This is a genomic window from Streptomyces piniterrae, assembly GCF_005048155.1.
GTDB classification, from domain to species: domain Bacteria; phylum Actinomycetota; class Actinomycetes; order Streptomycetales; family Streptomycetaceae; genus Streptomyces; species Streptomyces piniterrae.
This window is the reverse complement of sequence record NZ_SUMB01000004.1, coordinates 602,169-621,914: the sequence shown is the minus strand read 5'-3', so window position 1 is coordinate 621,914 and position 19,746 is coordinate 602,169. Positions and strand designations below refer to the sequence as shown.

At 70.1% G+C, this 19,746-nt stretch carries 19 protein-coding genes; 9 read left to right on the top strand and 10 right to left on the bottom strand.

The annotated features are described in order from the left end of the window. Window positions 1–9 precede the first annotated feature (9 nt). The 7 genes from FCH28_RS15315 (at window position 10) to FCH28_RS15285 (ending at window position 7,023) form a co-directional block, all read left to right on the top strand. Window positions 10–1,260, top strand: a complete 1,251-nt coding sequence (locus FCH28_RS15315) for an aminotransferase-like domain-containing protein (RefSeq protein WP_136740699.1) — start codon at window positions 10–12, stop codon at window positions 1,258–1,260. Next, window positions 1,257–2,210, top strand: a complete 954-nt coding sequence (locus tag FCH28_RS15310; RefSeq protein WP_136740410.1) for a DMT family transporter — start codon at window positions 1,257–1,259, stop codon at window positions 2,208–2,210. The genes FCH28_RS15315 and FCH28_RS15310 overlap by 4 nt, the downstream gene beginning before the upstream one ends. Before the next feature lie 119 nt (window positions 2,211–2,329). Beyond that, entirely contained in the window at window positions 2,330–3,415 is a 1,086-nt protein-coding gene (locus FCH28_RS15305) for a prephenate dehydrogenase (RefSeq protein ID WP_136740409.1), read from the top strand. A 125-nt stretch (window positions 3,416–3,540) separates the two neighbouring features. After that, window positions 3,541–3,900, top strand: coding sequence for a 5-carboxymethyl-2-hydroxymuconate Delta-isomerase (locus FCH28_RS15300; RefSeq protein WP_136740408.1), 360 nt, complete (start codon window positions 3,541–3,543; stop codon window positions 3,898–3,900). Next, window positions 3,890–4,879, top strand: coding sequence for a prolyl aminopeptidase (pip, locus tag FCH28_RS15295; RefSeq protein ID WP_136740407.1), 990 nt, complete (start codon window positions 3,890–3,892; stop codon window positions 4,877–4,879). The genes FCH28_RS15300 and pip overlap by 11 nt, the downstream gene beginning before the upstream one ends. Window positions 4,880–4,958: 79 nt before the next feature. After that, window positions 4,959–6,428, top strand: coding sequence for a DNA-3-methyladenine glycosylase 2 (locus FCH28_RS15290; protein ID WP_136740406.1), 1,470 nt, complete (start codon window positions 4,959–4,961; stop codon window positions 6,426–6,428). Window positions 6,429–6,477: 49 nt separating this feature from the next. Then, window positions 6,478–7,023 (top strand): methylated-DNA--[protein]-cysteine S-methyltransferase, encoded by a 546-nt coding sequence (locus FCH28_RS15285; RefSeq protein ID WP_136740405.1) that lies wholly within the window; start codon window positions 6,478–6,480, stop codon window positions 7,021–7,023. Between the two features lie 27 nt (window positions 7,024–7,050). Here the strand turns inward: FCH28_RS15285 and FCH28_RS15280 are convergent, their stop codons facing one another. Next, window positions 7,051–7,710: a TetR/AcrR family transcriptional regulator gene (locus FCH28_RS15280; RefSeq protein ID WP_136740404.1), complete on the bottom strand. Its 660-nt coding sequence runs from the start codon at window positions 7,708–7,710 to the stop codon at window positions 7,051–7,053. A gap of 125 nt (window positions 7,711–7,835) precedes the next feature. Here FCH28_RS15280 and FCH28_RS15275 point away from each other — a divergent pair, with 125 nt between their 5' ends. Continuing rightward, window positions 7,836–8,471, top strand: coding sequence for an NAD(P)-dependent oxidoreductase (locus FCH28_RS15275; RefSeq protein ID WP_136740403.1), 636 nt, complete (start codon window positions 7,836–7,838; stop codon window positions 8,469–8,471). 36 nt (window positions 8,472–8,507) lie between these two features. On the opposite strand, the gene FCH28_RS15270 is transcribed toward FCH28_RS15275, so the two are convergent. Further along, window positions 8,508–9,017, bottom strand: a complete 510-nt coding sequence (locus FCH28_RS15270) for an NUDIX domain-containing protein (RefSeq protein ID WP_136740402.1) — start codon at window positions 9,015–9,017, stop codon at window positions 8,508–8,510. Window positions 9,018–9,366: 349 nt separating this feature from the next. Between FCH28_RS15270 and FCH28_RS15265 the strand changes: the two genes are divergently transcribed. Further along, window positions 9,367–10,491 (top strand): glycerate kinase, encoded by a 1,125-nt coding sequence (locus tag FCH28_RS15265; protein ID WP_136740697.1) that lies wholly within the window; start codon window positions 9,367–9,369, stop codon window positions 10,489–10,491. 88 nt (window positions 10,492–10,579) lie between these two features. Here FCH28_RS15265 and pssA read toward each other — a convergent pair whose 3' ends face one another. From pssA to FCH28_RS15225, 8 genes are all read right to left on the bottom strand, one after another. Beyond that, complete coding sequence (pssA, locus tag FCH28_RS15260; RefSeq protein ID WP_187363837.1) at window positions 10,580–11,449, bottom strand: CDP-diacylglycerol--serine O-phosphatidyltransferase; 870 nt, start codon at window positions 11,447–11,449, stop codon at window positions 10,580–10,582. Continuing rightward, on the bottom strand, window positions 11,436–12,083 hold the full coding sequence (locus FCH28_RS15255) for a phosphatidylserine decarboxylase (protein ID WP_042161276.1): 648 nt from the start codon (window positions 12,081–12,083) through the stop codon (window positions 11,436–11,438). Before FCH28_RS15255 ends, pssA begins: the two co-directional genes overlap by 14 nt. 170 nt (window positions 12,084–12,253) lie before the next feature. Then, entirely contained in the window at window positions 12,254–13,459 is a 1,206-nt protein-coding gene (locus FCH28_RS15250; RefSeq protein ID WP_136740401.1) for an acyl-CoA dehydrogenase family protein, read from the bottom strand. A gap of 2 nt (window positions 13,460–13,461) precedes the next feature. Next, window positions 13,462–13,986 carry a MaoC family dehydratase gene (locus FCH28_RS15245; protein ID WP_136740400.1) on the bottom strand — a complete coding sequence of 175 codons (525 nt, stop codon included), beginning with the start codon at window positions 13,984–13,986 and terminating at the stop codon, window positions 13,462–13,464. A gap of 5 nt (window positions 13,987–13,991) precedes the next feature. Next, entirely contained in the window at window positions 13,992–14,960 is a 969-nt protein-coding gene (locus FCH28_RS15240; protein WP_136740399.1) for an HpcH/HpaI aldolase/citrate lyase family protein, read from the bottom strand. Further along, a complete protein-coding gene (locus tag FCH28_RS15235) occupies window positions 14,957–16,969 on the bottom strand; it encodes a protein meaA (protein WP_136740398.1) in 2,013 nt (670 codons plus the stop codon). The genes FCH28_RS15240 and FCH28_RS15235 overlap by 4 nt, the downstream gene beginning before the upstream one ends. Window positions 16,970–17,044: 75 nt before the next feature. After that, a complete protein-coding gene (ccrA, locus tag FCH28_RS15230; protein ID WP_136740397.1) occupies window positions 17,045–18,382 on the bottom strand; it encodes a crotonyl-CoA carboxylase/reductase in 1,338 nt (445 codons plus the stop codon). A 440-nt stretch (window positions 18,383–18,822) separates the two neighbouring features. Continuing rightward, on the bottom strand, window positions 18,823–19,623 hold the full coding sequence (locus FCH28_RS15225; RefSeq protein WP_187363836.1) for a TetR family transcriptional regulator: 801 nt from the start codon (window positions 19,621–19,623) through the stop codon (window positions 18,823–18,825). Window positions 19,624–19,746 lie beyond the last annotated feature (123 nt).

The window sequence follows — 19,746 nt, the reverse complement described above, 5'->3', positions numbered from 1 at the left end:
GACCCGCTGATGGAGGTGATGAACTTCCTCAACGAGGTCACCTCCCGCCACCCCCAGGCGATCTCGTTCGGCCCCGGCCGCCCCTACGAGGGGCTGTTCGAGGTCGAGCGGATCGGCTACTACCTCGACGCGTACCAACGCCATCTCTCCGAGGAGCTGGGCCGGACCCCCGACGAGGTCCGCACCCTGCTCTTCCAGTACGGGCGGACCAACGGCCAGATCCATGAACTGGTGGCCCGCGCCCTGCGCAACGACGAGGGCATCGAGGCCGACCCGCAGTCCCTGGTGGTCACCGTGGGCTGCCAGGAGGGCATGTTCATCGCCCTGCGCGCACTGTTCCGCGACCCCTCGGACGTGCTGCTAGTCTCCTCGCCCTGCTACGTCGGGATCACGGGAGCGGCCCGGCTGCTGGACATCGAGACCGTGCATGTGCCCGAGGGCGAGAACGGCGTCGACCCGGACGTGCTGCAACGGACCGTCGCCGAGCTGCGTGCGGCCGGGAAGCGGCCGCGCGCGCTCTACCTGGTGCCGGACTTCTCCAACCCGACCGGCACCTGCCTGCCGCTCCCGGCCCGGCACCGGCTGCTGGAGCTCGCCGAGGCGGAGGACCTGCTCCTCCTGGAGGACAACCCGTACGGGTTCTTCACCCGCACCGGCAGCGGGCTGCCCACGCTCAAGTCGTTGGACACCCGGCGGCGGGTGATCTACCTCGGCTCGTTCGCCAAGACCTGCTTCCCCGGCGCCCGGGTCGGCTATGTGGTCGCCGACCAGCACGTCCAGGCCTCGGACGGCAGCCGCACGCTCCTGGCGGACGAACTGTCCAAGATCAAGGGCATGGTGACGGTGAACACCCCGGCGATCAGCCAGGCCGTCATCGGGGGCATGCTGATCTCCCACGACTTCCGTCTCCGGGAGGCCAACAAGCCGGCCGCCGACTTCTACCAGGAGAACCTGGCGGTCCTGCTCGACTCCCTCGACCGGCTGCTGCCCCCGGAGAAGCGCGAGGCGGCCGGGATCCACTGGAACGCCCCCGAGGGCGGCTTCTTCCTCACCCTGACCCTCCCGGTCCCCGCGGACAACGCGCTCCTGGAGGAGTCCGCCCGTGAGCACGGAGTGATCTGGACGCCCATGCGGTACTTCTATCCGGAGGACAGCGGCGGCCAGAACCAGATGCGGCTGTCCCTCAGTTACCTGACGCCGGATCAAGTCGCCGAGGGTGCACGCCGGCTGGTGGGCCTCCTGGAACGGAGCTGCGTATGAACGCCGTCCTCTACGTGGTGACGGTGCTGATCTGGGGCTCCACCTGGCTGGCGATCAAAGGCCAGCTCGGGGACGTCCACCCCACCGTGTCGGTCGCCTACCGGTTCGCCCTGGCGGCTGTGATCCTGCTGGCCTGGGCGCGGCTGCGCGGACTGCCGCTGCGCTATCCGCCCCGGGTGCACGGGCAGTTCGTCCTCATGGGCGGGCTGATGTTCTCCACCAACTTCGTCTGCTTCTACTTCGCCGAACAGCATCTGACCACCGGCCTCGTCTCGATCATCTTCGCGATGTCGCTGGTGGTGAACATGGCGTTCGCCCGCATCTTCTTCAAGCGCGCGATCACCGCCAAGATGCTCGTCGGCGGCGGCATAGGACTGCTGGGGATCGCCACGGTGTTCTGGCCGGAGTTCCAGAACTTCGGCCTCTCCTCGGGATCCGGGCAGGGCATCGTGCTCTCCGCCCTCGGCACGCTGGTGTTCTGCCTGGGCAACGTGGTCTCCGGCAAGACCCAGGCCGCGGGCATCCCGGTGATCCAGGGCACCGGCTACGCCATGGGCTACGGGGCGCTGCTGATGGCCCCGTTCGCCGCGTTCTACGGCGGGGGAGCGCCGTTCGACCCCTCCCTCACGTACACCGGCTCGCTGGTCTACCTCGCGGTCTTCGGCTCGGTCATCGGGTTCGGCGCCTATCTCACCCTGCTCGGCAGGATCGGCGGAGAACGCGCCGCCTACGCGATGGTGCTCTTCCCGATCGTCGCGCTGCTGCTGTCCACGGTGTTCGAGGAATTCCACTGGACGGCACGGGACCTGGCGGGCGTGTTCCTGATCCTGGTCGGCAACGCCGTGATGCTGACCAACCCCGCGCTGCTACGGCGCCTGACCGGCAACCGGTTCCCCGCGGCGCCGGCGGCCCCCGCGGAACCGGCGGCCCCGAGCGCGGCCGACCGGTAGCCCGTTCCCGACGCCCGTCCGGGCCCGTCCGTCCCCCGGACGGGCCGGACGGACGCGCAGTAACGGACGTGCCGGAACGGACGCGCCGCCCCCACTCACCACGGTCGAGGAGCGACACCTTGCATACCGCTGCAGTCGTCGGCACCGGACTCATCGGCACGTCGATCGCCCTGGCCCTCACCAGCCGGGGAGTGACCACCCACCTGATCGACCGCGACCCCCACAGCGTGCGGCTGGCCGCCGCACGCGGCGCGGGCACGCCCCAACCGCCCTCGGCACCCGTGGACATCGCCGTCATCTGCGTCCCGCCCTCGGTCGTCGCCAGGACCATCGCCGACCACCAGAAGGACAAACTCGCCACGGTGTACACGGACGTGTCGAGCGTCAAGGCGCTGCCGCACGCCGAGTGCCTGGCCCTCGGATGCGACACCAGCGCCCTGGTGGGCGGGCACCCGCTGGCCGGACGGGAGCGCTCCGGGCCGCTGTCCGCCCGCGCCGACCTCTTCAAGGACCGCCACTGGGTGCTCACCCCGACCCCGGAAACCAGCGAAACCGCCCTCAACCGCGCCCTGGAACTGGTGTCGCTGTGCGGCGCCGTTCCGGTACTGCTCGAACCACCGGACCACGACCGTGCGGTGGCACTGGTCTCCCATCTGCCCCACCTGGTGGCGAGCCTCACCGCGGCCCGGCTGCTGGAGGGCGAGGACCACGCGGTACGGCTGGCCGGCCGCGGCATACGGGACGTCACCCGGATCGCCGCCGGTGACGCCGCGCTGTGGACGGACATCCTCGCCGCCAACGCCGCTGCGCTCGTCCCGCTGCTCGCCGAACTCACCCGGGACCTGGAGCGGACCGCCGACGCACTGGCCCGGCTGACCGAGGGGCCGACGGACCAGCAGGAAACCGCCCTCGCGGACCTGACCGACCTACTGCGGCGCGGCAGCGAGGGCCGGGCCCGTATCGCCACCACATACGGCGTCGCAGGGCCGGGCGGCCACACCATGGTCTCGGTCTCCATGGCCGACCCGGACCGACGGCTGGAGCGGCTGCTCGACGACGTGAGCGCGGCGCGAGTGGACCTGGAGGACATGCTGTTGCCGGACACGACGGCCGCCCCGCTCGACTCGGTCGAGCTGCTGGTCGCCCCGGACGCCGCCCGCCCGCTGACCGACGCCCTGCGGGACAGGGGCTGGGCGGTCCACTAGCAGGGCGCACAGCGCGCGAACAACCGAGTCCCGATCCGCGCTTTCGGGAATGACGGAGCCCGCGCGACGGTTGGACCACCCGAAGAGAACGACGCAACCGAGAAGGACGCAACCCGGAGAGGTACATGCCGCACATCACCATCGACTACGACAAGCCGCTGGACGACGTCCTCGACCGCCGCCGCTTCGCCCTCGAACTCCACTCCCTGGCGGCCAAAACGGTCGACGGCATCACCGTCGAGAGCTGCAAGACCCGCTTCCGGCGCGTCGACGAGACCGTCATCGCCAACGGCGAACACGGCCAGGCCCTGATCCACATAGATTTCGCGATCCTGCCCGGCCGTACGACGGAAGCCAAGGCCGCGCTGAGCCGCGCCGTACTCGAACTGGTCCGCACCCACACGGCAGATGTACCCGACACGGTGGTGCACGCATCGGTGGACGTGATCGACCTCGGCCCGGTGTACACCAAACATGTCGGGTGAGCCGGCTCGTACGCGGGAGCCCTATCCGCCGATCGAGCCGTACGACAACGGGATGCTCGACGTCGGCGACGGCAACCTCGTCTACTGGGAAGTCTGCGGCAACCCGGACGGCAAGCCCGCGCTCGTCGTCCACGGCGGCCCCGGCTCGGGCTGCACGGCAGGCCCACGACGGATCTTCGACCCCGCCCGCTACCGGGTCGTCCTCTTCGACCAGCGCGGCTGCGGCCGCAGCACCCCGCACGCCGGCGACCCCGCCACCGACATGCGCCACAACACGACCGAGCATCTGCTCGCCGACATGGAACGGCTGCGCGTGCATCTCGGCATCGACCGCTGGCTGTTGTTCGGCGGCTCGTGGGGCTCGACCCTGATCCTCGCCTACGCGGAACGCCACCCGGACCGGGTGTCGGAGATCGTCATCCCCAGCGTCACCACGACCCGGCGCTCGGAGACCGACTGGCTCTACCGGGGCGTCGGCCGGTTCTTCCCCGAGGAGTGGGAGCGCTTCCTCGCCGGTGCCCCCGGGGTCGGCAGGGACGGCGACATCGTCGCGGCCTACGCCCGCCTGATGGAGGACCCCGACCCCGCCGTACGGGAGAAGGCCACCGCCGACTGGTGCGCCTGGGAGGACGCGGTGCTCTCCCTGGAGCCGCACGGCGCCCCCAACCCCTTCGGGGACCGGCCCTCGGCGGCGCGCCAGGCCCTGGTCCGGATCTGCGCGCACTACTTCTCGCACGGCGCATGGCTGGAAGAAGGCGCCCTGCTGCGCGACGCCGGCCGCCTCGCCGGCATCCCCGGCGTCCTCATCCACGGCCGCCACGACCTGAGCGGCCCGCCGCACACCGCCTGGGAACTGGCCCGCGCCTGGCCGGACGCCCGGCTGATCCTGATCCAGGACGCCGGGCACAAGGGCAGCGACTCGACCCGCACCGAGGTGATCAACGCACTCGACCGCTTCGGCTCGGCCGGTGCGCCATGAGGCCCCCGCCCCCTGGCCCCCCACCTTGATGTCGGATTCTCGCCAGCCGCGACCCGTCGGCTGAGGAATCCTTGACGCCATGCACACCGACACCGAGCGCTGTCTCCGCGCCGTGCAGTCCAAGGACGCCCGTTTCGACGGCTGGTTCTACACCGCCGTGCTCACCACCCGTATCTACTGCCGTCCCAGCTGCCCGGTGGTGCCGCCCAAGCCCGAGAACATGCGCTTCTACGGGAGCGCCGCAGCCGCGCAGCAGGCCGGATTCCGGGCCTGCAAACGGTGCCGCCCCGACGCCAGCCCCGGCTCCCCGCAGTGGGACGAGCGCGCCGACCTCGTCGCCCGCGCCATGCGTCTGATCGGCGACGGCATCGTCGACCGCGAAGGCGTCCCGGGCCTGGCCGCCCGCCTCGGCTACAGCACCCGCCAGATCGAACGCCAGCTGCTGGCGGAACTCGGCGCCGGCCCGCTCGCCCTGGCCCGCGCCCAACGCGCCCAGACCGCCCGCCTCCTGGTGGAGACCACGGCCCTGCCGATGGCCGACGTCGCGTTCGCCGCCGGATTCGCCAGCATCCGCACCTTCAACGAGACGGTACGGGAGGTCTTCGCGCTCTCCCCGACCGACCTGCGCAAACGCGCCCAGCCCGGCCTGCGCGCGGCACCCGGCACACTCGCCCTGCGGCTGCCCTTCCGCCGCCCGCTCAACCCCGACAACCTCTTCGGGCACCTCGCCGCCACCGCCGTCCCCGGCGTCGAGGAATGGCGGGACGGCGCCTACCGCCGCACCCTCGACCTCCCCTACGGACACGGCATCGTCGCCCTCTCCCCGCGCCCCGACCACATCGACTGCCGCCTGTCCCTCACCGACCTGCGCGACCTGGCCGGCGCCATCGCCCGCTGCCGACGGATGCTCGACCTCGACGCGGACCCGGAGGCCGTCGACGGACTGCTCCGCGACGACCCGCAACTGGCCCCGCTCGTCGACAAGGCACCCGGCCGCCGCGTCCCACGCACCGTCGACGCCGACGAATTCGCCGTCCGCGCCGTACTCGGCCAGCAGGTCTCCACCGCGGCCGCCCGCACCCACGCCGGACGGCTGGTCCTCGCGCACGGCGAGAAGATCGACGACCCGGGCGGCGGCCTGACCCACCTCTTCCCGCCCGCCGCCGCACTCGCCGAACTCGACCCCGAGTCCCTGGCCATGCCCCGCACCCGCCGCGCCACCCTCACCGGACTGGTCGCCGCCCTCGCCTCCGGCGCGCTGCAACTCGGCGTCGGCAGCGACCGGGAAGCGGCCCGCGCCCAACTCGTCTCCCTGCCGGGCATCGGCCCCTGGACCGTCGAATGCGTCGCCATGCGCGCCCTCGGCGACCCCGACGCCTTCACCCCCACCGACCTCGGCCTGCGCCGCGCCGCCGCCGAACTCGGTATGCCCGCCACCCCCGCCGCCCTCATCCGGCACTCCGCGCTCTGGCGCCCCTGGCGCGCGTATGCCGTCCAGTACCTCTGGGCGACCGGCGACCACCCCATCAACCACCTCCCGACGAACTGAACCACCCATCTCCGAATCAACCACCTCCCGACGAACTGAGCCCGCCGCCATGACCGTTCACACACCCGACCCGGACGCCGTCATCACCCACACCGTCCTCGACGACACCCCGGTGGGCCCGCTCACCCTCGTCGCCGCCGACGACGCCCTCACCGGGCTCTACATGACGGACCAGCGCCACCGCCCACCACAGGAGACGTTCGGACACCCGGCAGACCCCGAAGACACCCCGTTCGGCGAAACCATCACCCAGCTCCGGGCCTATTTCCGCGGCGAGTTGACCACCTTCGACGTGCCGCTCGCCCTCCGCGGCACACCGTTCCAGCGCCGCGTCTGGGCGGCCCTGCGCACCATCCCGTACGGCGAGACCACCAGCTACGGGCAGCTCGCCGAACGACTCGGCGCGCCCTCAGCCGCCCGCGCCGTCGGCCTGGCCAACGGGCGGAATCCGGTCGGCATCATCGTCCCCTGCCATCGCGTCGTGGGCGCCGACGGCAGCCTCACCGGCTACGGCGGCGGCCTCGACCGCAAACGCCGCCTGCTCGCCTTCGAGCGTACGGACAGTGCCCTGTTCCCGGCGGAGGCGTGGGGCTGACAGCGGGCGGGCGGGGACGCGGCGCCGTTACCGCCCGGCCGGCGGGGTGAGGCCCGCCAGCAGCGCCCGGACGGTCTCCGCCGCGAACTCCTCCTCGCCCTCGGGCCGCAGCGCCCCCTCAGGCGCCTCCGCACCGAAGAAGAGATCCAGAAAGGCCCGGTGGAAACAGGCCCCGATGAGCAGCCCGGCCGCCGCATGCGGATCGAGGCCGGCCGAGATCCTGCCCAGCGCCTGCTCCGCCTTCAGATACGCGGCCAGATGCTGGGTGGCGGTCTGCGGCCCCACGGTGCCCAGCTCGTCGAGCTTGCGGCGGTGCGTGGCCAGCAGTTCGGGGCTGGCGAACAGGGACGCCGCCATGGGGAACGCCCGCCGATAGAAACGGACCGCGGCCAGCGTGACCTCCTGGAGGTGCCCGGCCGGGCCGCGCTCGTCACCGGCCTGGTCCGGCAGCCGCGCCAAGGCGTCGGAGAACTGCGGTACGCGCTCGTGCAGCACCCGGACGAAGATCTCCTCCTTGTTGCGGAAGTGCTTGTAGAGCGCGGCCTCCGAGCAGCCGGCCTCCCTGGCGATCTGCTTGGTGGTCGTACGGGTCAGTCCCACGGTGGTCATCAGCAGGGCGGCGGCGTCGAGGATCCGGGAGCGCGTCAGGGCGCCCCCGGTCAGCGGGGCGGCGGCGTCTCGGCTCATGCCGCAACCCTACATTGACAGGTGAGTGAACACTCACCCACACTGGTGGGTAAGCACTCACTCACCCCTCTGCTGCGTCGTCCTCATTCACCGTCCAGCTCCCCACGCCAACCTCGGGAGAAGCCATGAAACTCACCATCCTCGGCGCCTCGGGCGGTGTCGGCCGCCAACTCGTCACACACGCCCTGGCCGACGGGCACGACGTGACCGCCGCTCTCCGCAGCCCGGAGAAACTGACCGAACGCCATGACCGCCTGAAGATCGTCCGCACGGACGCGCTCGACGCCGCCTCCGTCGAAACCGCGATCGACGGCGCCGACGCCGTGCTCTCCGGCATGGGCCAGGCCGGTCGGCACGACCCGCTCCGGCCCGCCTCCACCTCGGCCCGCGCCGTGGTCGACGCGATGAACGCGACCGGCGTACGGCGCCTCCTCGTCGTCAGCGCTGGCCCCCTGAACCGCACCGGAGCGGGCCAGCCGATGCTCGCCCACCGGGTGTTCGGGCCCCTGCTGTGGGCGGTCCTCAAGGAGCTCTACACCGACCTGGAGCGGATGGAGGCGGTACTGCGCGCGAGCGACCTCGACTGGACCGTCGTACGCCCGCCCCGCCTCCTCGACAAGCCGGGCGAGGGCCGCTACCGCCACGCCATCGAAGCCGGCCCGGCCGGCAGCGTCATCACCCGCTCCGACGTCGCCCGAGCCATGCTGGACTTCATCCCCGACCCGAAGACCCACGCCCACGCGGTCGGCATCAGCCGCTGACCGGCCGCTGATCAGACATGGGTCCCGGCTGGGGCACTACTGCCGGCCGGCGGCCTTCCCCTGCGGCAGGCCGTCCTCCAGTTCCACGGGCCCGCGGCCGTCCGCGAGGGCGTCCAGCGCGGCGCGGACACGCAGCACCATCTCCGGGTTCAGCAGTTTCTCGGCCTCGGCCCAGTGCACCAGCCGCCAGGACAGCAGCTCCTCCTCCTGCAGCCGGATCGCCGCGAGCTGCGCCGCGTCCAGCACCCCGCCGTCGTACAGATACGACACCAGCGGCGGCCGTCCCTCCCCGCGCACCCAGTCGACGGCCAGCAGCGCGCCCAGCTCGACGTCGAGGCCGATCTCCTCGGCCGTCTCACGGCGGGCGGCCTGCCGGGGCGATTCGCCGGCGTCCGACTCGACGGTGCCGCCGGGCAGGATCCAGGTGTCGCGGTAGTTGGGCTCGACGAGCAGAATGCGGTCCTCGGCGTCACGGAAGATGGCGCCCGCGCCCGCGAGGACGCGCGGCAGACTGGCGATGTAAGCGGCGTAATCCATGGTCGTCACATTCGTGAGCCTAGGGGCTGGTCAGCGGCTCGCGAAGCGGACGCCAGAGCTCGCACGGTCCGCGACGGGAGCGTCGGGGCAGGGAGCGCCGGGTGCGTCGGGGCCGGGCCGCCCCGCCCGCACCGGCCACGCCGACGCCCGGACCGGTTCCGGATATCCCGAAATCTTGGAGAATCAGCCGTGATCTCCCTCGGATCTCCCCTTCGTCACCCTTCCGTCACCCTTCCCGAACCGTGTGCCCTGTTCGCCGGGCCCTCTCGCCGGATAAGGTCGCAGCGGGTGCGACTGCCAGCTCGAAAGCAAGGGGAAACACACGGTGGCGGACGCAGCAAGGACGAACACAGCACATGTGCTGATCGCCGCGGACAAGTTCAAGGGTTCGCTCACGGCCGTCGAGGTCGCCGAGCATGTCACCGCCGGTCTGCGGCGCGTGGTCCCCGACCTGGACGTGGCGGCCATCCCGGTCGCGGACGGCGGCGACGGCACGGTCGCGGCCGCGCTGGCGGCCGGTTTCACCCGCCATGAGGCGCGGGTCAGCGGCCCCACCGGCGTGCCGGTGACGGCCACCTTCGCGCTGCGCCGGGACGGTACGGCGGTGGTGGAGATGGCGGAGGCGTCCGGCCTCCAGCACCTCCCGGAGGGCGTCTTCGCGCCCCTGACGGCGTCCACGTACGGCACCGGTGAGCTGCTGCTCGCGGCGCTGGACGCGGGAGCCACGTCCATCGTCTTCGGCGTCGGCGGCAGCGCCACGACCGACGGCGGCGCGGGCATGCTCGCGGCCCTGGGCGCGCAGTTTCTGGACGCGGACGGGAAAGCGATCAGCCCGGGCGGCGGCCCGCTGGCGGACCTGGCGACGGCCGACCTGTCGGGCCTCGACCCCCGGCTGGCCCATACGGACATCGTGCTCGCCAGCGACGTCGACAATCCGCTGACCGGCCCGAAGGGCGCGCCCGCCGTCTACGGCCCGCAGAAGGGCGCCAGTGAGGCGGACGTCGCCACGCTGGACGCCGCCCTCGCGCACTACGCCGAGGTGCTGGAGGCCGCCGTCGGCGCCAAGGCCGCGGAGCACGCGCTGGCCCCGGGTGCGGGTGCCGCGGGCGGTATCGGCTACGGCGCGCTGGTCGGCCTGGACGCGGCGTTCCGGCCGGGTATCGACGTGATGCTGGATGTGCTGGGGTTCGCGCCGGCGCTGGCGCGCGCCACCTTCGTGATCACCGGCGAGGGCTCGCTGGACGAGCAGACGCTGCACGGCAAGGCACCGGCAGGCGTGGCCGCCGCGGCCCGTACGGCGGGCATCGACGTGGTCGCGGTCTGCGGCCGGCTCGCGCTGCCCGACGAGGCGCTCGCCGCCGCCGGCATCCAGCGCGCCTACGCCCTGACGGACCTGGAGTCCGACCCGGCCCGCTGCATGGCCGAGGCGGGCCCGCTGCTGGAGCGCGCGGCGGAGAACCTGGCCCGCGACTTCCTGGCCTGAGCGGCCGGTCCGGCCGGAGAACGCCGAGAGCCCCGAGCGAGTGATCGCTCGGGGCTCTCGGCGTGTTGCGGTCTGTGGTGCGCGGCCGCTACGGAAGCTGTGCGGCGCGGGCCTCGGCCCGCGACTCGCGGCGGTTGTCGCGGATGGTGTTGACCCTCCGGGCCGTCGCGAACAGCGGGATCATCGCGCCCATGACGATCTGAAGGGAGCAGCCGGTCTGGAGCAGCAGCTGGCCGCCGGGGGCGTCCAGGGCCCAGGCGGCGAGCATGCCCATGCTGAGCACGATCCAGCTGAGCATCGCCACCGCGAGCCGGCCCCGCGGCTTGGGGTACTCGACGCGGCTCACCATCAGCCAGGCCACCCCGATGATCGCCAGCAGCGTCGGCAGGAACGGCAGCTCCAGCAGCACGATGGCGACGACGGTCAGGGCGCCGAACGGGCTCGGCATGCCCTGGAAGATGCCGTCGCGCAGCGTGACGCAGGAGAACCGGGCGAGCCGGAGCACCACGGCCAGCAGCACCACGACGGCCGCGACCACCGACACCCGCTGGTTGGCGTCGTTGGCGCCCTGGGCGACCATGCCCCAGGTCACCACGAAGTACGCAGGTGCGAGGCCGAAGCTGATCAGGTCGGAGAGGTTGTCGAGCTCGGCCCCCATCGCCGAGGCTCGCAGCTTGCGCGCGACCAGTCCGTCGAAGAGGTCGAAGACCGATGCGAGCAGCATCAGGATCACGGCCATCGCGGCGCTGTGCCGGGCCATGCCGCCGTCCTCGGTGCCCGTCAGGTGCGGGATGAGGACGCCGGTGGTGGTGAAGTACACCGCCATGAAGCCGCAGATCGCGTTGCCGAGGGTGAGGGTGTCCGCTATTGACAGCCGCGTGGACAGCGGCATGTCATCCTCGTCCTCTTCCGTCTCGGGCGCCCAGCCCGCCTGTGTCTCAGGATCAATCACGGTCAAGGCGAGTCACCCCCGCGGTGGTGGCCTGGCCGACCTCGACCGCGGCCTCGACGCCCTCCGGGAGGTAGACGTCGACGCGCGAGCCGAAGCGGATCAGGCCGATGCGCTCGCCCTGCTCGACCTTGGTGCCCTGGGGCACGTAGGGGACGATGCGGCGAGCCACCGCGCCGGCGATCTGCACCATCTCGATATCGCCGAGCTCGGTGTCGAAGTGCCAGACGACCCGCTCGTTGTTTTCGCTCTCCTTGTTGAACGCGGGAACGAATCCGCCGGGGATGTGCTCGACGGAAGTCACCGTGCCGGCCAGCGGGGCGCGGTTGACGTGAACGTTCAGCGGGCTCATGAAGATCGCGACGCGGGTACGTCCGTCCTTCCACGGCATGATGCTCTGCACCACGCCGTCGGCCGGAGAGATGACGCGTCCCTGAGCGATCTCTCGCTCGGGGTCGCGGAAGAACCACAGCATGCCCGCCGCGAGTGCGGTGGTGGGCACGGCGACGGCAGCCCAGCGTCCCGAGCGACGGGAACGGGCCAGGCTGACCGCTGCCGTTGCCACGGTCGGGAGGAGCCACGGCGACGCTCCGCGCGCGAGGCGGACGCGACCGCGTTGTGCAGAGGATTGGCTGTGGGGCATGGATGACCTTCGTAGCGGAGGATGCCGCGTATGGACACGGGGGACGGCGGCTTTCCATGGATGCTATCGGTTGCGAGCGGCAACTGGCCAAGAGCCAGAGCCAATCCGTGGCCGAAGTACGATGACAGGGTGTGATCTTCGTCTAGATGAAAACGCCCCAAACGGGACGTTCACCCCTGGATTCGGTACTCCTCGAGTAGCCGGCGCCCAATGATCATTTTCTGGATCTCGGCGGTACCTTCACCGATCAGGAGCATCGGGGCCTCACGGTAGAGACGCTCGATCTCGTACTCCTTGGAGAAGCCGTATCCGCCATGGATACGGAAAGCGTCTTCGACCACCTCCTTGCAGTACTCGGAGGCCAGGTACTTCGCCATGCCCGCCTCAAGGTCGTTTCGCTGTCCCGAGTCCTTTTTGCGAGCGGCATTAACCATCATTGCATGGGCCGCTTCGACCTTTGTCGCCATTTCGGCCAGTTTGAACTGGATGGCCTGGTGCTGAGCGATCGGCTTGCCGAAGGTGTGACGCTGCTGCGCGTACGAAACTCCCAGCTCGAAGGCGCGCTGGGCGACACCGCAGCCACGTGCGGCCACATTGACCCGGCCGACCTCGACGCCGTCCATCATGTGATAGAAGCCACGTCCGGTCTCGCCGCCGAGCACACGGTCGGCCGGAATTCGCAGGCCGTCCATGATCAGCTCAGTGGTGTCGACACCCTTGTAGCCCATCTTGTCGATCTTGCCCGGAATGGTCAGTCCGGGGCGCACCTCACCGAAGCCGGCCTCCTTCTCGACGAGGAAGGTCGTCATCGACTTGTGCGGAGCGGTGCCCTCCGGGTGGCCCTCGTCCGTACGGCAGAGCACGGCCACGAGCGTGGACGAACCACCGTTGGTGAGCCACATCTTCTGGCCGTTGAGGACGTAATCGTCGCCGTCCTTGACGCCCTTGGAGGAAATGGCCGACACATCGGAGCCCAGCGCCGGCTCCGACATCGAGAAGGCGCCCCGGATTTCACCGGCCGCCATCTTCGGCAGGAAGTAGTCCTTCTGCTCCTGCGTGCCGTGCTGCTTGAGCATGTACGCCACGATGAAGTGGGTGTTGATGATGCCCGAGACGCTCATCCAGCCGCGGGCGATCTCCTCGACCGTCAGCGCGTAGGTGAGCAGCGACTCGCCGAGGCCGCCGTATTCCTCGGGAATCATCAGGCCGAAGACGCCGAGTTCCTTCAGGCCCTCGACGATCTGCGTCGGGTATTCGTCCTTGTGCTCCAGCTCCGTTGCGACCGGAATGATCTCCTTGTCCACGAAATCGCGGACGGTGGAGAGGATTTCCTGCTGGATGTCGGTCAGACCCTCGGTCTGTGCGAGGCGCGCCATGGCTACTTCTCCTTCTTGGCCGGAGGGGCCTGCAGCTCCGGGCGGCCGGGCTGCTCGCCGCCGCGCTCCTTGATGTACGTGGCGGTGGGGACCATCACCTTGCGGCGGAAGACGCAGACCAGGGTGCCGTCCTGCTTGTAGCCCTTGGTCTCGACGTACACGATGCCGCGGTCCGACTTGGACTTCGACGGGGTCTTGTCGAGCACCGTCGTCTCGCCGTAGATCGTGTCGCCGTGGAAGGTCGGCGCCACATGCCGCAGCGACTCGATCTCCAGGTTGGCGATCGCCTTTCCGGAGACATCCGGCACCGACATGCCCAGCAGCAGGGAGTAGATGTAATTCCCGACCACCACGTTCTTGCCGAAGTCCGTCGTCTTCTCGGCGTAGTTCGTGTCCATGTGGAGCGGGTGGTGATTCATGGTGAGCAGACAGAAGAGGTGGTCGTCGTATTCCGTGACGGTTTTCCCCGGCCAGTGCTTGTACACGTCGCCGACGATGAACTCTTCGTAGGTACGGCCGAACTGCATCGCGCTTACGCCTCCGGGGCCTCGAACTTGGACGTACGGGTCATGCCGGCGGCCCGGCCCTTGCCGGCGATGACCAGCGCCATCTTGCGGCTCGCCTCGTCGATCATCTCGTCACCGAGCATCGCGGAGCCCTTCTTGCCGCCCGCCTCGGAGGTGCACCACTCGTAGGCGTCCAGGATCAGCTCGGCGTGGTCGTAGTCCTCCTGGGAGGGCGAGAAGACCTCGTTCGCCGCGTCGACCTGGCCCGGGTGCAGCACCCACTTGCCGTCGAAGCCCAGCGCGGCGGCGCGGCCTGCGACCTCGCGGTAGCCGTCGACGTTCTTGATCTGAAGGTACGGACCGTCAATGGCCTGCAGATCGTGGGTGCGCGCGGCCATCAGGATGCGCATCAGAATGTAGTGGTAGGCGTCCGCCGGGTAGCCCGGAGGCTGCTCGCCGACCACCAGGGACTTCATGTTGATGGACGCCATGAAGTCGGCCGGGCCGAAGATGATGGTCTCCAGGCGCTGCGAGGCGGCGGCGATGTCGTCGACGTTCACCAGGCCCTTGGCGTTCTCGATCTGCGCCTCGATGCCGATCTTGCCGACCTCGAAGCCCATGGTCTTCTCGATCTGCGTGAGCAGCAGGTCCAGTGCCACGATCTGCTGCGCGTCCTGCACCTTCGGCAGCATGATGCAGTCGAGGTTGGGGCCCGCGCCCTCGACGACCGTGATGACGTCCCGGTACGTCCAGTGGGTGGTCCAGTCGTTGACCCGCACGACACGCGTCTTGCCGGTCCAGTCGCCGTTGTTCAGCGCGTCGACGATGTTGTGCCGGGCGCCCTCCTTGGCGAGCGGCGCGCAGGCGTCCTCCAGGTCCAGGAAGACCTGGTCGGCCGGGAGGCCCTGGGCCTTCTCCAGGAAGCGCGGGTTGCTGCCCGGAACCGCGAGGCAGGAACGCCGCGGGCGAAGGCGGTTGACGGGGGACGCGGTCATGCGGGGACCTCCAGAGGGTCGAGCTTGTTCGCTTTCCGGATCTCGTCGACGATACGGCCGATGATCTCCGTGATACCGAAGTCCTTGGGTGTGAAGACCGCCGCCACTCCGGCTTCCCGAAGTGCGACGGCATCGGCGGAGGGGATGATTCCGCCGACGATGACGGGCATGTCGTCGATGCCCGTACGCCGCAGCCTGGCCAGCACGTCCGGCACCAGCTCGGCATGCGAACCGGACAGGATCGACAGGCCGACGCAGTGCACATCCTCGGCGACGGCCGCCGAGACGATCTGCTCGGGGGTGAGCCTGATGCCCTGGTAGACCACCTCGAAGCCGGCGTCCCTGGCGCGCACCGCGATCTGCTCGGCGCCGTTGCTGTGCCCGTCCAGGCCGGGCTTGCCGACCAGCAGCCGCAGCTTGCCGCCGCCGAGGTCGGCCGCGGTCCGCGCCACCTTCTCGCGGACCACCGCGAGCGGGGTGCCCGCCTCGGCGGTGACCGCCACCGGCGCGCTGGAGACACCCGTAGGCGCCCGGAACTCGCCGAAGACGTCCCGCAGCGCCCAGGCCCACTCGCCGGTCGTCACACCGGCACGGGCGCACTCCAGAGTGGCCGCGAAGAGGTTGGAGTCGCCGGCCGCGGTCTTCTTCAGAACCGACAGCGCCTCCTGTGCGCGCCCCTCGTCCCGGTTGTCCCGCCACTCGTGCAGCGCCTGCACGACACGGGCCTCGTTCGCCGGGTCGACGGTCATGATCGCCGTGTCCAGATCCGCGGTGAGCGGATTGGGCTCGGTGCCCTCGAAGCAGTTCACGCCGACGATCTTCTCCTCGCCGGCCTCGATCCGGGCCCGCCGCTCGGCGTGCGCGGAGACCAGCTGCGACTTGAGGTAGCCGGACTCCACGGCCGCCATCGCGCCGCCCATCTCCTGGATCCGGGCGATCTCGGCCAGGCAGTCCTCGACCAGGCCGTCGACCTTGGCCTCGATGACATGCGAACCGGCGAAGATGTCCTCGTACTCCAGCAGATCGCTCTCGTGCGCCAGGACCTGCTGGATACGCAGCGACCACTGCTGGTCCCACGGGCGGGGCAGCCCCAACGCCTCGTTCCAGGCCGGGAGTTGGACGGCCCGAGCGCGGGCGTCCTTGGAGAGCGTGACGGCTAGCATTTCCAGCACGATCCGCTGGACGTTGTTCTCCGGCTGCGCCTCGGTCAGACCGAGCGAGTTGACCTGGACGCCGTAGCGGAAGCGGCGCTGCTTGGCGTTCTCGATGCCGTAGCGGTCGCGGGTGATCTGGTCCCAGATGCGGCCGAAGGCGCGCATCTTGCACATCTCCTCGACGAACCGGACGCCCGCGTTCACGAAGAACGAGATACGGGCCACGACATCACCGAACTTCTCCGGCGGCACCTGCCCGGAGTCGCGCACCGCGTCCAGCACCGCGATGGCGGTGGACATGGCGTACGCGATCTCCTGCACCGGTGTGGCCCCGGCCTCCTGCAGGTGGTAGCTGCAGATGTTGATCGGGTTCCACTTGGGGATGTTGGCCACCGTGTACGTGATCATGTCGGTGGTCAGGCGCAGCGACGGCCCCGGCGGGAACACATGCGTCCCGCGCGAGAGGTATTCCTTGACGATGTCGTTCTGCGTCGTCCCCGCCAGCTTGGAGATGTCGGCGCCCTGCTCCTCGGCGACCACCTGGTACATCGCCAGCAGCCACATGGCCGTGGCGTTGATGGTCATCGAGGTGTTCATCTGGTCCAGCGGGATGTCCTGGAACAGCCGCCGCATGTCACCGAGATGGGACACCGGGACCCCGACCCGGCCGACCTCGCCGCGGGCGAGGATGTGGTCGGGGTCATAACCGGTCTGCGTCGGGAGGTCGAACGCGACCGACAGGCCGGTCTGGCCCTTGGCGAGGTTGCGCCGGTACAGCTCATTGGACGCCTCGGCGGTGGAGTGCCCGGCGTAGGTCCGCATCAGCCACGGACGATCCTTCTGACGCTCAGTCATGTGTGACCCGTATCTTCGTGGTGGGAACGCCTGGGGCTTCAGACGTTCCGGCTGCCCTTGATCGCTCCGCTCCGCCTACACGTCGCGGAAGCGGTTGATGGCGTCGAGGTGCTTGGCGCGCATCTCCTCGTCGCGCACGCCCATCCCCTCCTCGGGCGCGAGCGCCAGCACGCCGACCTTGCCCTGGTGCAGATTGCGGTGCACGTCGTACGCCGCCTGCCCGGTGTCCTCCAGGGAGTACGTCTTCGACAGGGTCGGGTGGATCTTGCCCTTGGCGATCAGGCGGTTGGCCTCCCACGCCTCGCGGTAGTTCGCGAAGTGTGAGCCGATGATCCGCTTCAGCGACATCCACAGGTAGCGGTTGTCGTACTCGTGCATGTAGCCCGAGGTCGAGGCGCAGGTGGTGATGGTGCCGCCCTTGCGGGTGACGAAGACGCTCGCACCGAAGGTCTCGCGGCCGGGGTGCTCGAAGACGATGTCGATGTCCTCGCCGCCGGTGAGCTCGCGGATGCGCTTGCCGAAGCGCTTCCACTCCTTCGGGTCCTGGGTCTGCTCGTCCTTCCAGAACTTGTAGCCCTCGGCGTTGCGGTCGATGATCGCCTCGGCGCCCATCTTGCGGCAGATCTCCGCCTTCTGGTCGGACGAGACGACACAGATCGGGTTGGCGCCGCCGGCCAGCGCGAACTGGGTGGCGTACGAGCCGAGGCCGCCGCTGGCGCCCCAGATGAGGACGTTGTCGCCCTGCTTCATGCCGGCGCCGTTGCGGGAGACCAGCTGGCGGTACGCGGTCGAGTTGACCAGACCGGGCGCCGCCGCCTCCTCCCAGCTCAGGTGCTGGGGCTTGGGCATCAGCTGGTTGGACTTGACGAGCGCGATCTCGGCGAGGCCGCCGAAGTTGGTCTCGAAGCCCCAGATCCGCTGCTCGGGGTCGAGCATGGTGTCGTTGTGCCCGTCGGAGGACTCCAGCTCGACGGACAGACAGTGCGCGACGACCTCGTCACCGGGGCCCCAGGCGTTGACGCCGGGGCCGGTGCGCAGCACGACGCCGGCCAGGTCGGAGCCGATGACGTGGTACGGCAGGTCGTGGCGCTTGGTGAGCTCGGAAACGCGGCCGTAGCGCTCCAGGAACCCGAACGTGGACATCGGCTCGAAGATCGAGGTCCACACGGAGTTGTAGTTGACGGAGGAGGCCATCACGGCCACCAGCGCCTCACCCGGGCCCAGCTCCGGCACCGGCACGTCCTCGACGTGCAGCGACTTGCGCGGGTCCTTCTCCCTGCTGGTGAGGCCGTCGAACATGTCGGCCTCGTCCTTGTGCACGGTCACCGCGCGGTAGGACTCGGGGATGGTCAGGTTGGCGAAGTCTTCGCTCTTGCTGTCGGGCGCGAGGATCGCGTCCAGGATGTTCTTCACGGTGTGCCTCCGGCGAAGCGCGTTGAGGGAACGGCTCGAGGGAACGTCGGGGGTGTTGCGGAGGTGGTGCCGTCGGTTCGGCCGGGGTGGCTCGGCGTCCGCCACGTCTGCGCTGGTCGCAGAAGCGGCGGTCACTGTGCCTGGCAGCGCGGGTGAGCGCGGGAAGGTGCCTGTGACGCAGGCGTCCGGGCGGGCGGCCACGAATGGCTTTGCTGGGACAGCCGGCGCACGAGGTGTTCGCCATGCGCCGGCCGCCCGGACACCCTCAAGGTATGACACCGCGTGCCATGCGGCAAGACACTGAGTGCCATGAATTTCTCTCAGTTGAAACCTGGGGGTCACAAACGAGCGATGATCGTTCATGTGGCACTCAAAACCGCATCACCAAAGCCGCCCGCCCCCGGAGGGGTGGGCGGCTGGGAAAATTCAAACGGCGCCCGTCAGCGCTTCTTCAGCGCCCTCTCGATGGTGCGCATGACCTCGTCCAGCGGCGCGTCCGTGCGGGCCACCGTGACCAGCACCTCGCCCTCGCGCGAGACGGCGGCCGGCGGGGTCTCGCCGGTGAGCGCGCGGCCCGCGCCGATGCCGGTCCCGAAGGTTTCCCGGACGATCTCGAAGGCGTGGTCCAGCTGTGCCTCTACGTCGCCCTGCGCGCCGGCCCGCAACCAGCGGCGCAGTACGTGGTTGTGCGCGGTGACCACGGCGGACGCGGCGACCTCGGCGAGCAGCGGATCGTCGTCGCCCTCGCGGTGCGCGCCCTCGTCGAAGTGGCCCAACAGATAGCGGGTGAAGAGGCGTTCGTAACGGGCGACCGAGGCGATCTCGGCCTCGCGCAGGGTGGGCACCTCACGGGTGAGGCGGTAACGGGCCACGGACACGGCCGGCGAGGCCGCGTACATCCGCATGACTTCCTTGATGCCGCGGCAGACCGTGTCGAGCGGGTTCTCGTGCTGCGGTGCGGCGTCCAGCACCGCCTCGGCGCGGACGAGGGTGTCGTCGTGGTCGGGGAAGATCGCCTCTTCCTTGGACCGGAAGTGGCGGAAGAAGGTGCGCCGGGCGACGCCCGCGGCGGCCGCGATCTCGTCGACCGTCGTCGCCTCGTATCCCTTGGTCGCGAACAGCTCCATCGCCGCCGCCGACAGTTCGCGGCGCATTTTGAGCCGTTGGGCGGCCGCGCGGCGGGTGCCGGGAGTGCTGGTTTCGGTTGCGTCGGACGACTGGGCGCGAACGGGCTGGGACATGTGGGGACGGTACTGCATATTGCTGCCGGCTGTGGCATTCGGTGCCAGCTCCGCCCCCCTGACCTGGGGCGGACTGCCGGCTGGTGCCAGCAGTCCGCCCCACGCCGCCCCGGCTTTCGGCCG

Coding starts and splice junctions, on each gene's coding strand:
- FCH28_RS15315 (WP_136740699.1), top strand. CDS start 10: ATGGAGGTGATGAACTTCCTCAACGAGGTCACCTCCCGCCACCCCCAG.
- FCH28_RS15310 (WP_136740410.1), top strand. CDS start 1,257: ATGAACGCCGTCCTCTACGTGGTGACGGTGCTGATCTGGGGCTCCACC.
- FCH28_RS15300 (WP_136740408.1), top strand. CDS start 3,541: ATGCCGCACATCACCATCGACTACGACAAGCCGCTGGACGACGTCCTC.
- pip (WP_136740407.1), top strand. CDS start 3,890: ATGTCGGGTGAGCCGGCTCGTACGCGGGAGCCCTATCCGCCGATCGAG.
- FCH28_RS15290 (WP_136740406.1), top strand. CDS start 4,959: ATGCACACCGACACCGAGCGCTGTCTCCGCGCCGTGCAGTCCAAGGAC.
- FCH28_RS15285 (WP_136740405.1), top strand. CDS start 6,478: ATGACCGTTCACACACCCGACCCGGACGCCGTCATCACCCACACCGTC.
- FCH28_RS15280 (WP_136740404.1), bottom strand. CDS start 7,710: ATGAGCCGAGACGCCGCCGCCCCGCTGACCGGGGGCGCCCTGACGCGC.
- FCH28_RS15275 (WP_136740403.1), top strand. CDS start 7,836: ATGAAACTCACCATCCTCGGCGCCTCGGGCGGTGTCGGCCGCCAACTC.
- FCH28_RS15255 (WP_042161276.1), bottom strand. CDS start 12,083: ATGCCCCACAGCCAATCCTCTGCACAACGCGGTCGCGTCCGCCTCGCG.
- FCH28_RS15250 (WP_136740401.1), bottom strand. CDS start 13,459: ATGGCGCGCCTCGCACAGACCGAGGGTCTGACCGACATCCAGCAGGAA.
- FCH28_RS15245 (WP_136740400.1), bottom strand. CDS start 13,986: ATGCAGTTCGGCCGTACCTACGAAGAGTTCATCGTCGGCGACGTGTAC.
- FCH28_RS15240 (WP_136740399.1), bottom strand. CDS start 14,960: ATGACCGCGTCCCCCGTCAACCGCCTTCGCCCGCGGCGTTCCTGCCTC.
- FCH28_RS15235 (WP_136740398.1), bottom strand. CDS start 16,969: ATGACTGAGCGTCAGAAGGATCGTCCGTGGCTGATGCGGACCTACGCC.
- FCH28_RS15225 (WP_187363836.1), bottom strand. CDS start 19,623: ATGTCCCAGCCCGTTCGCGCCCAGTCGTCCGACGCAACCGAAACCAGC.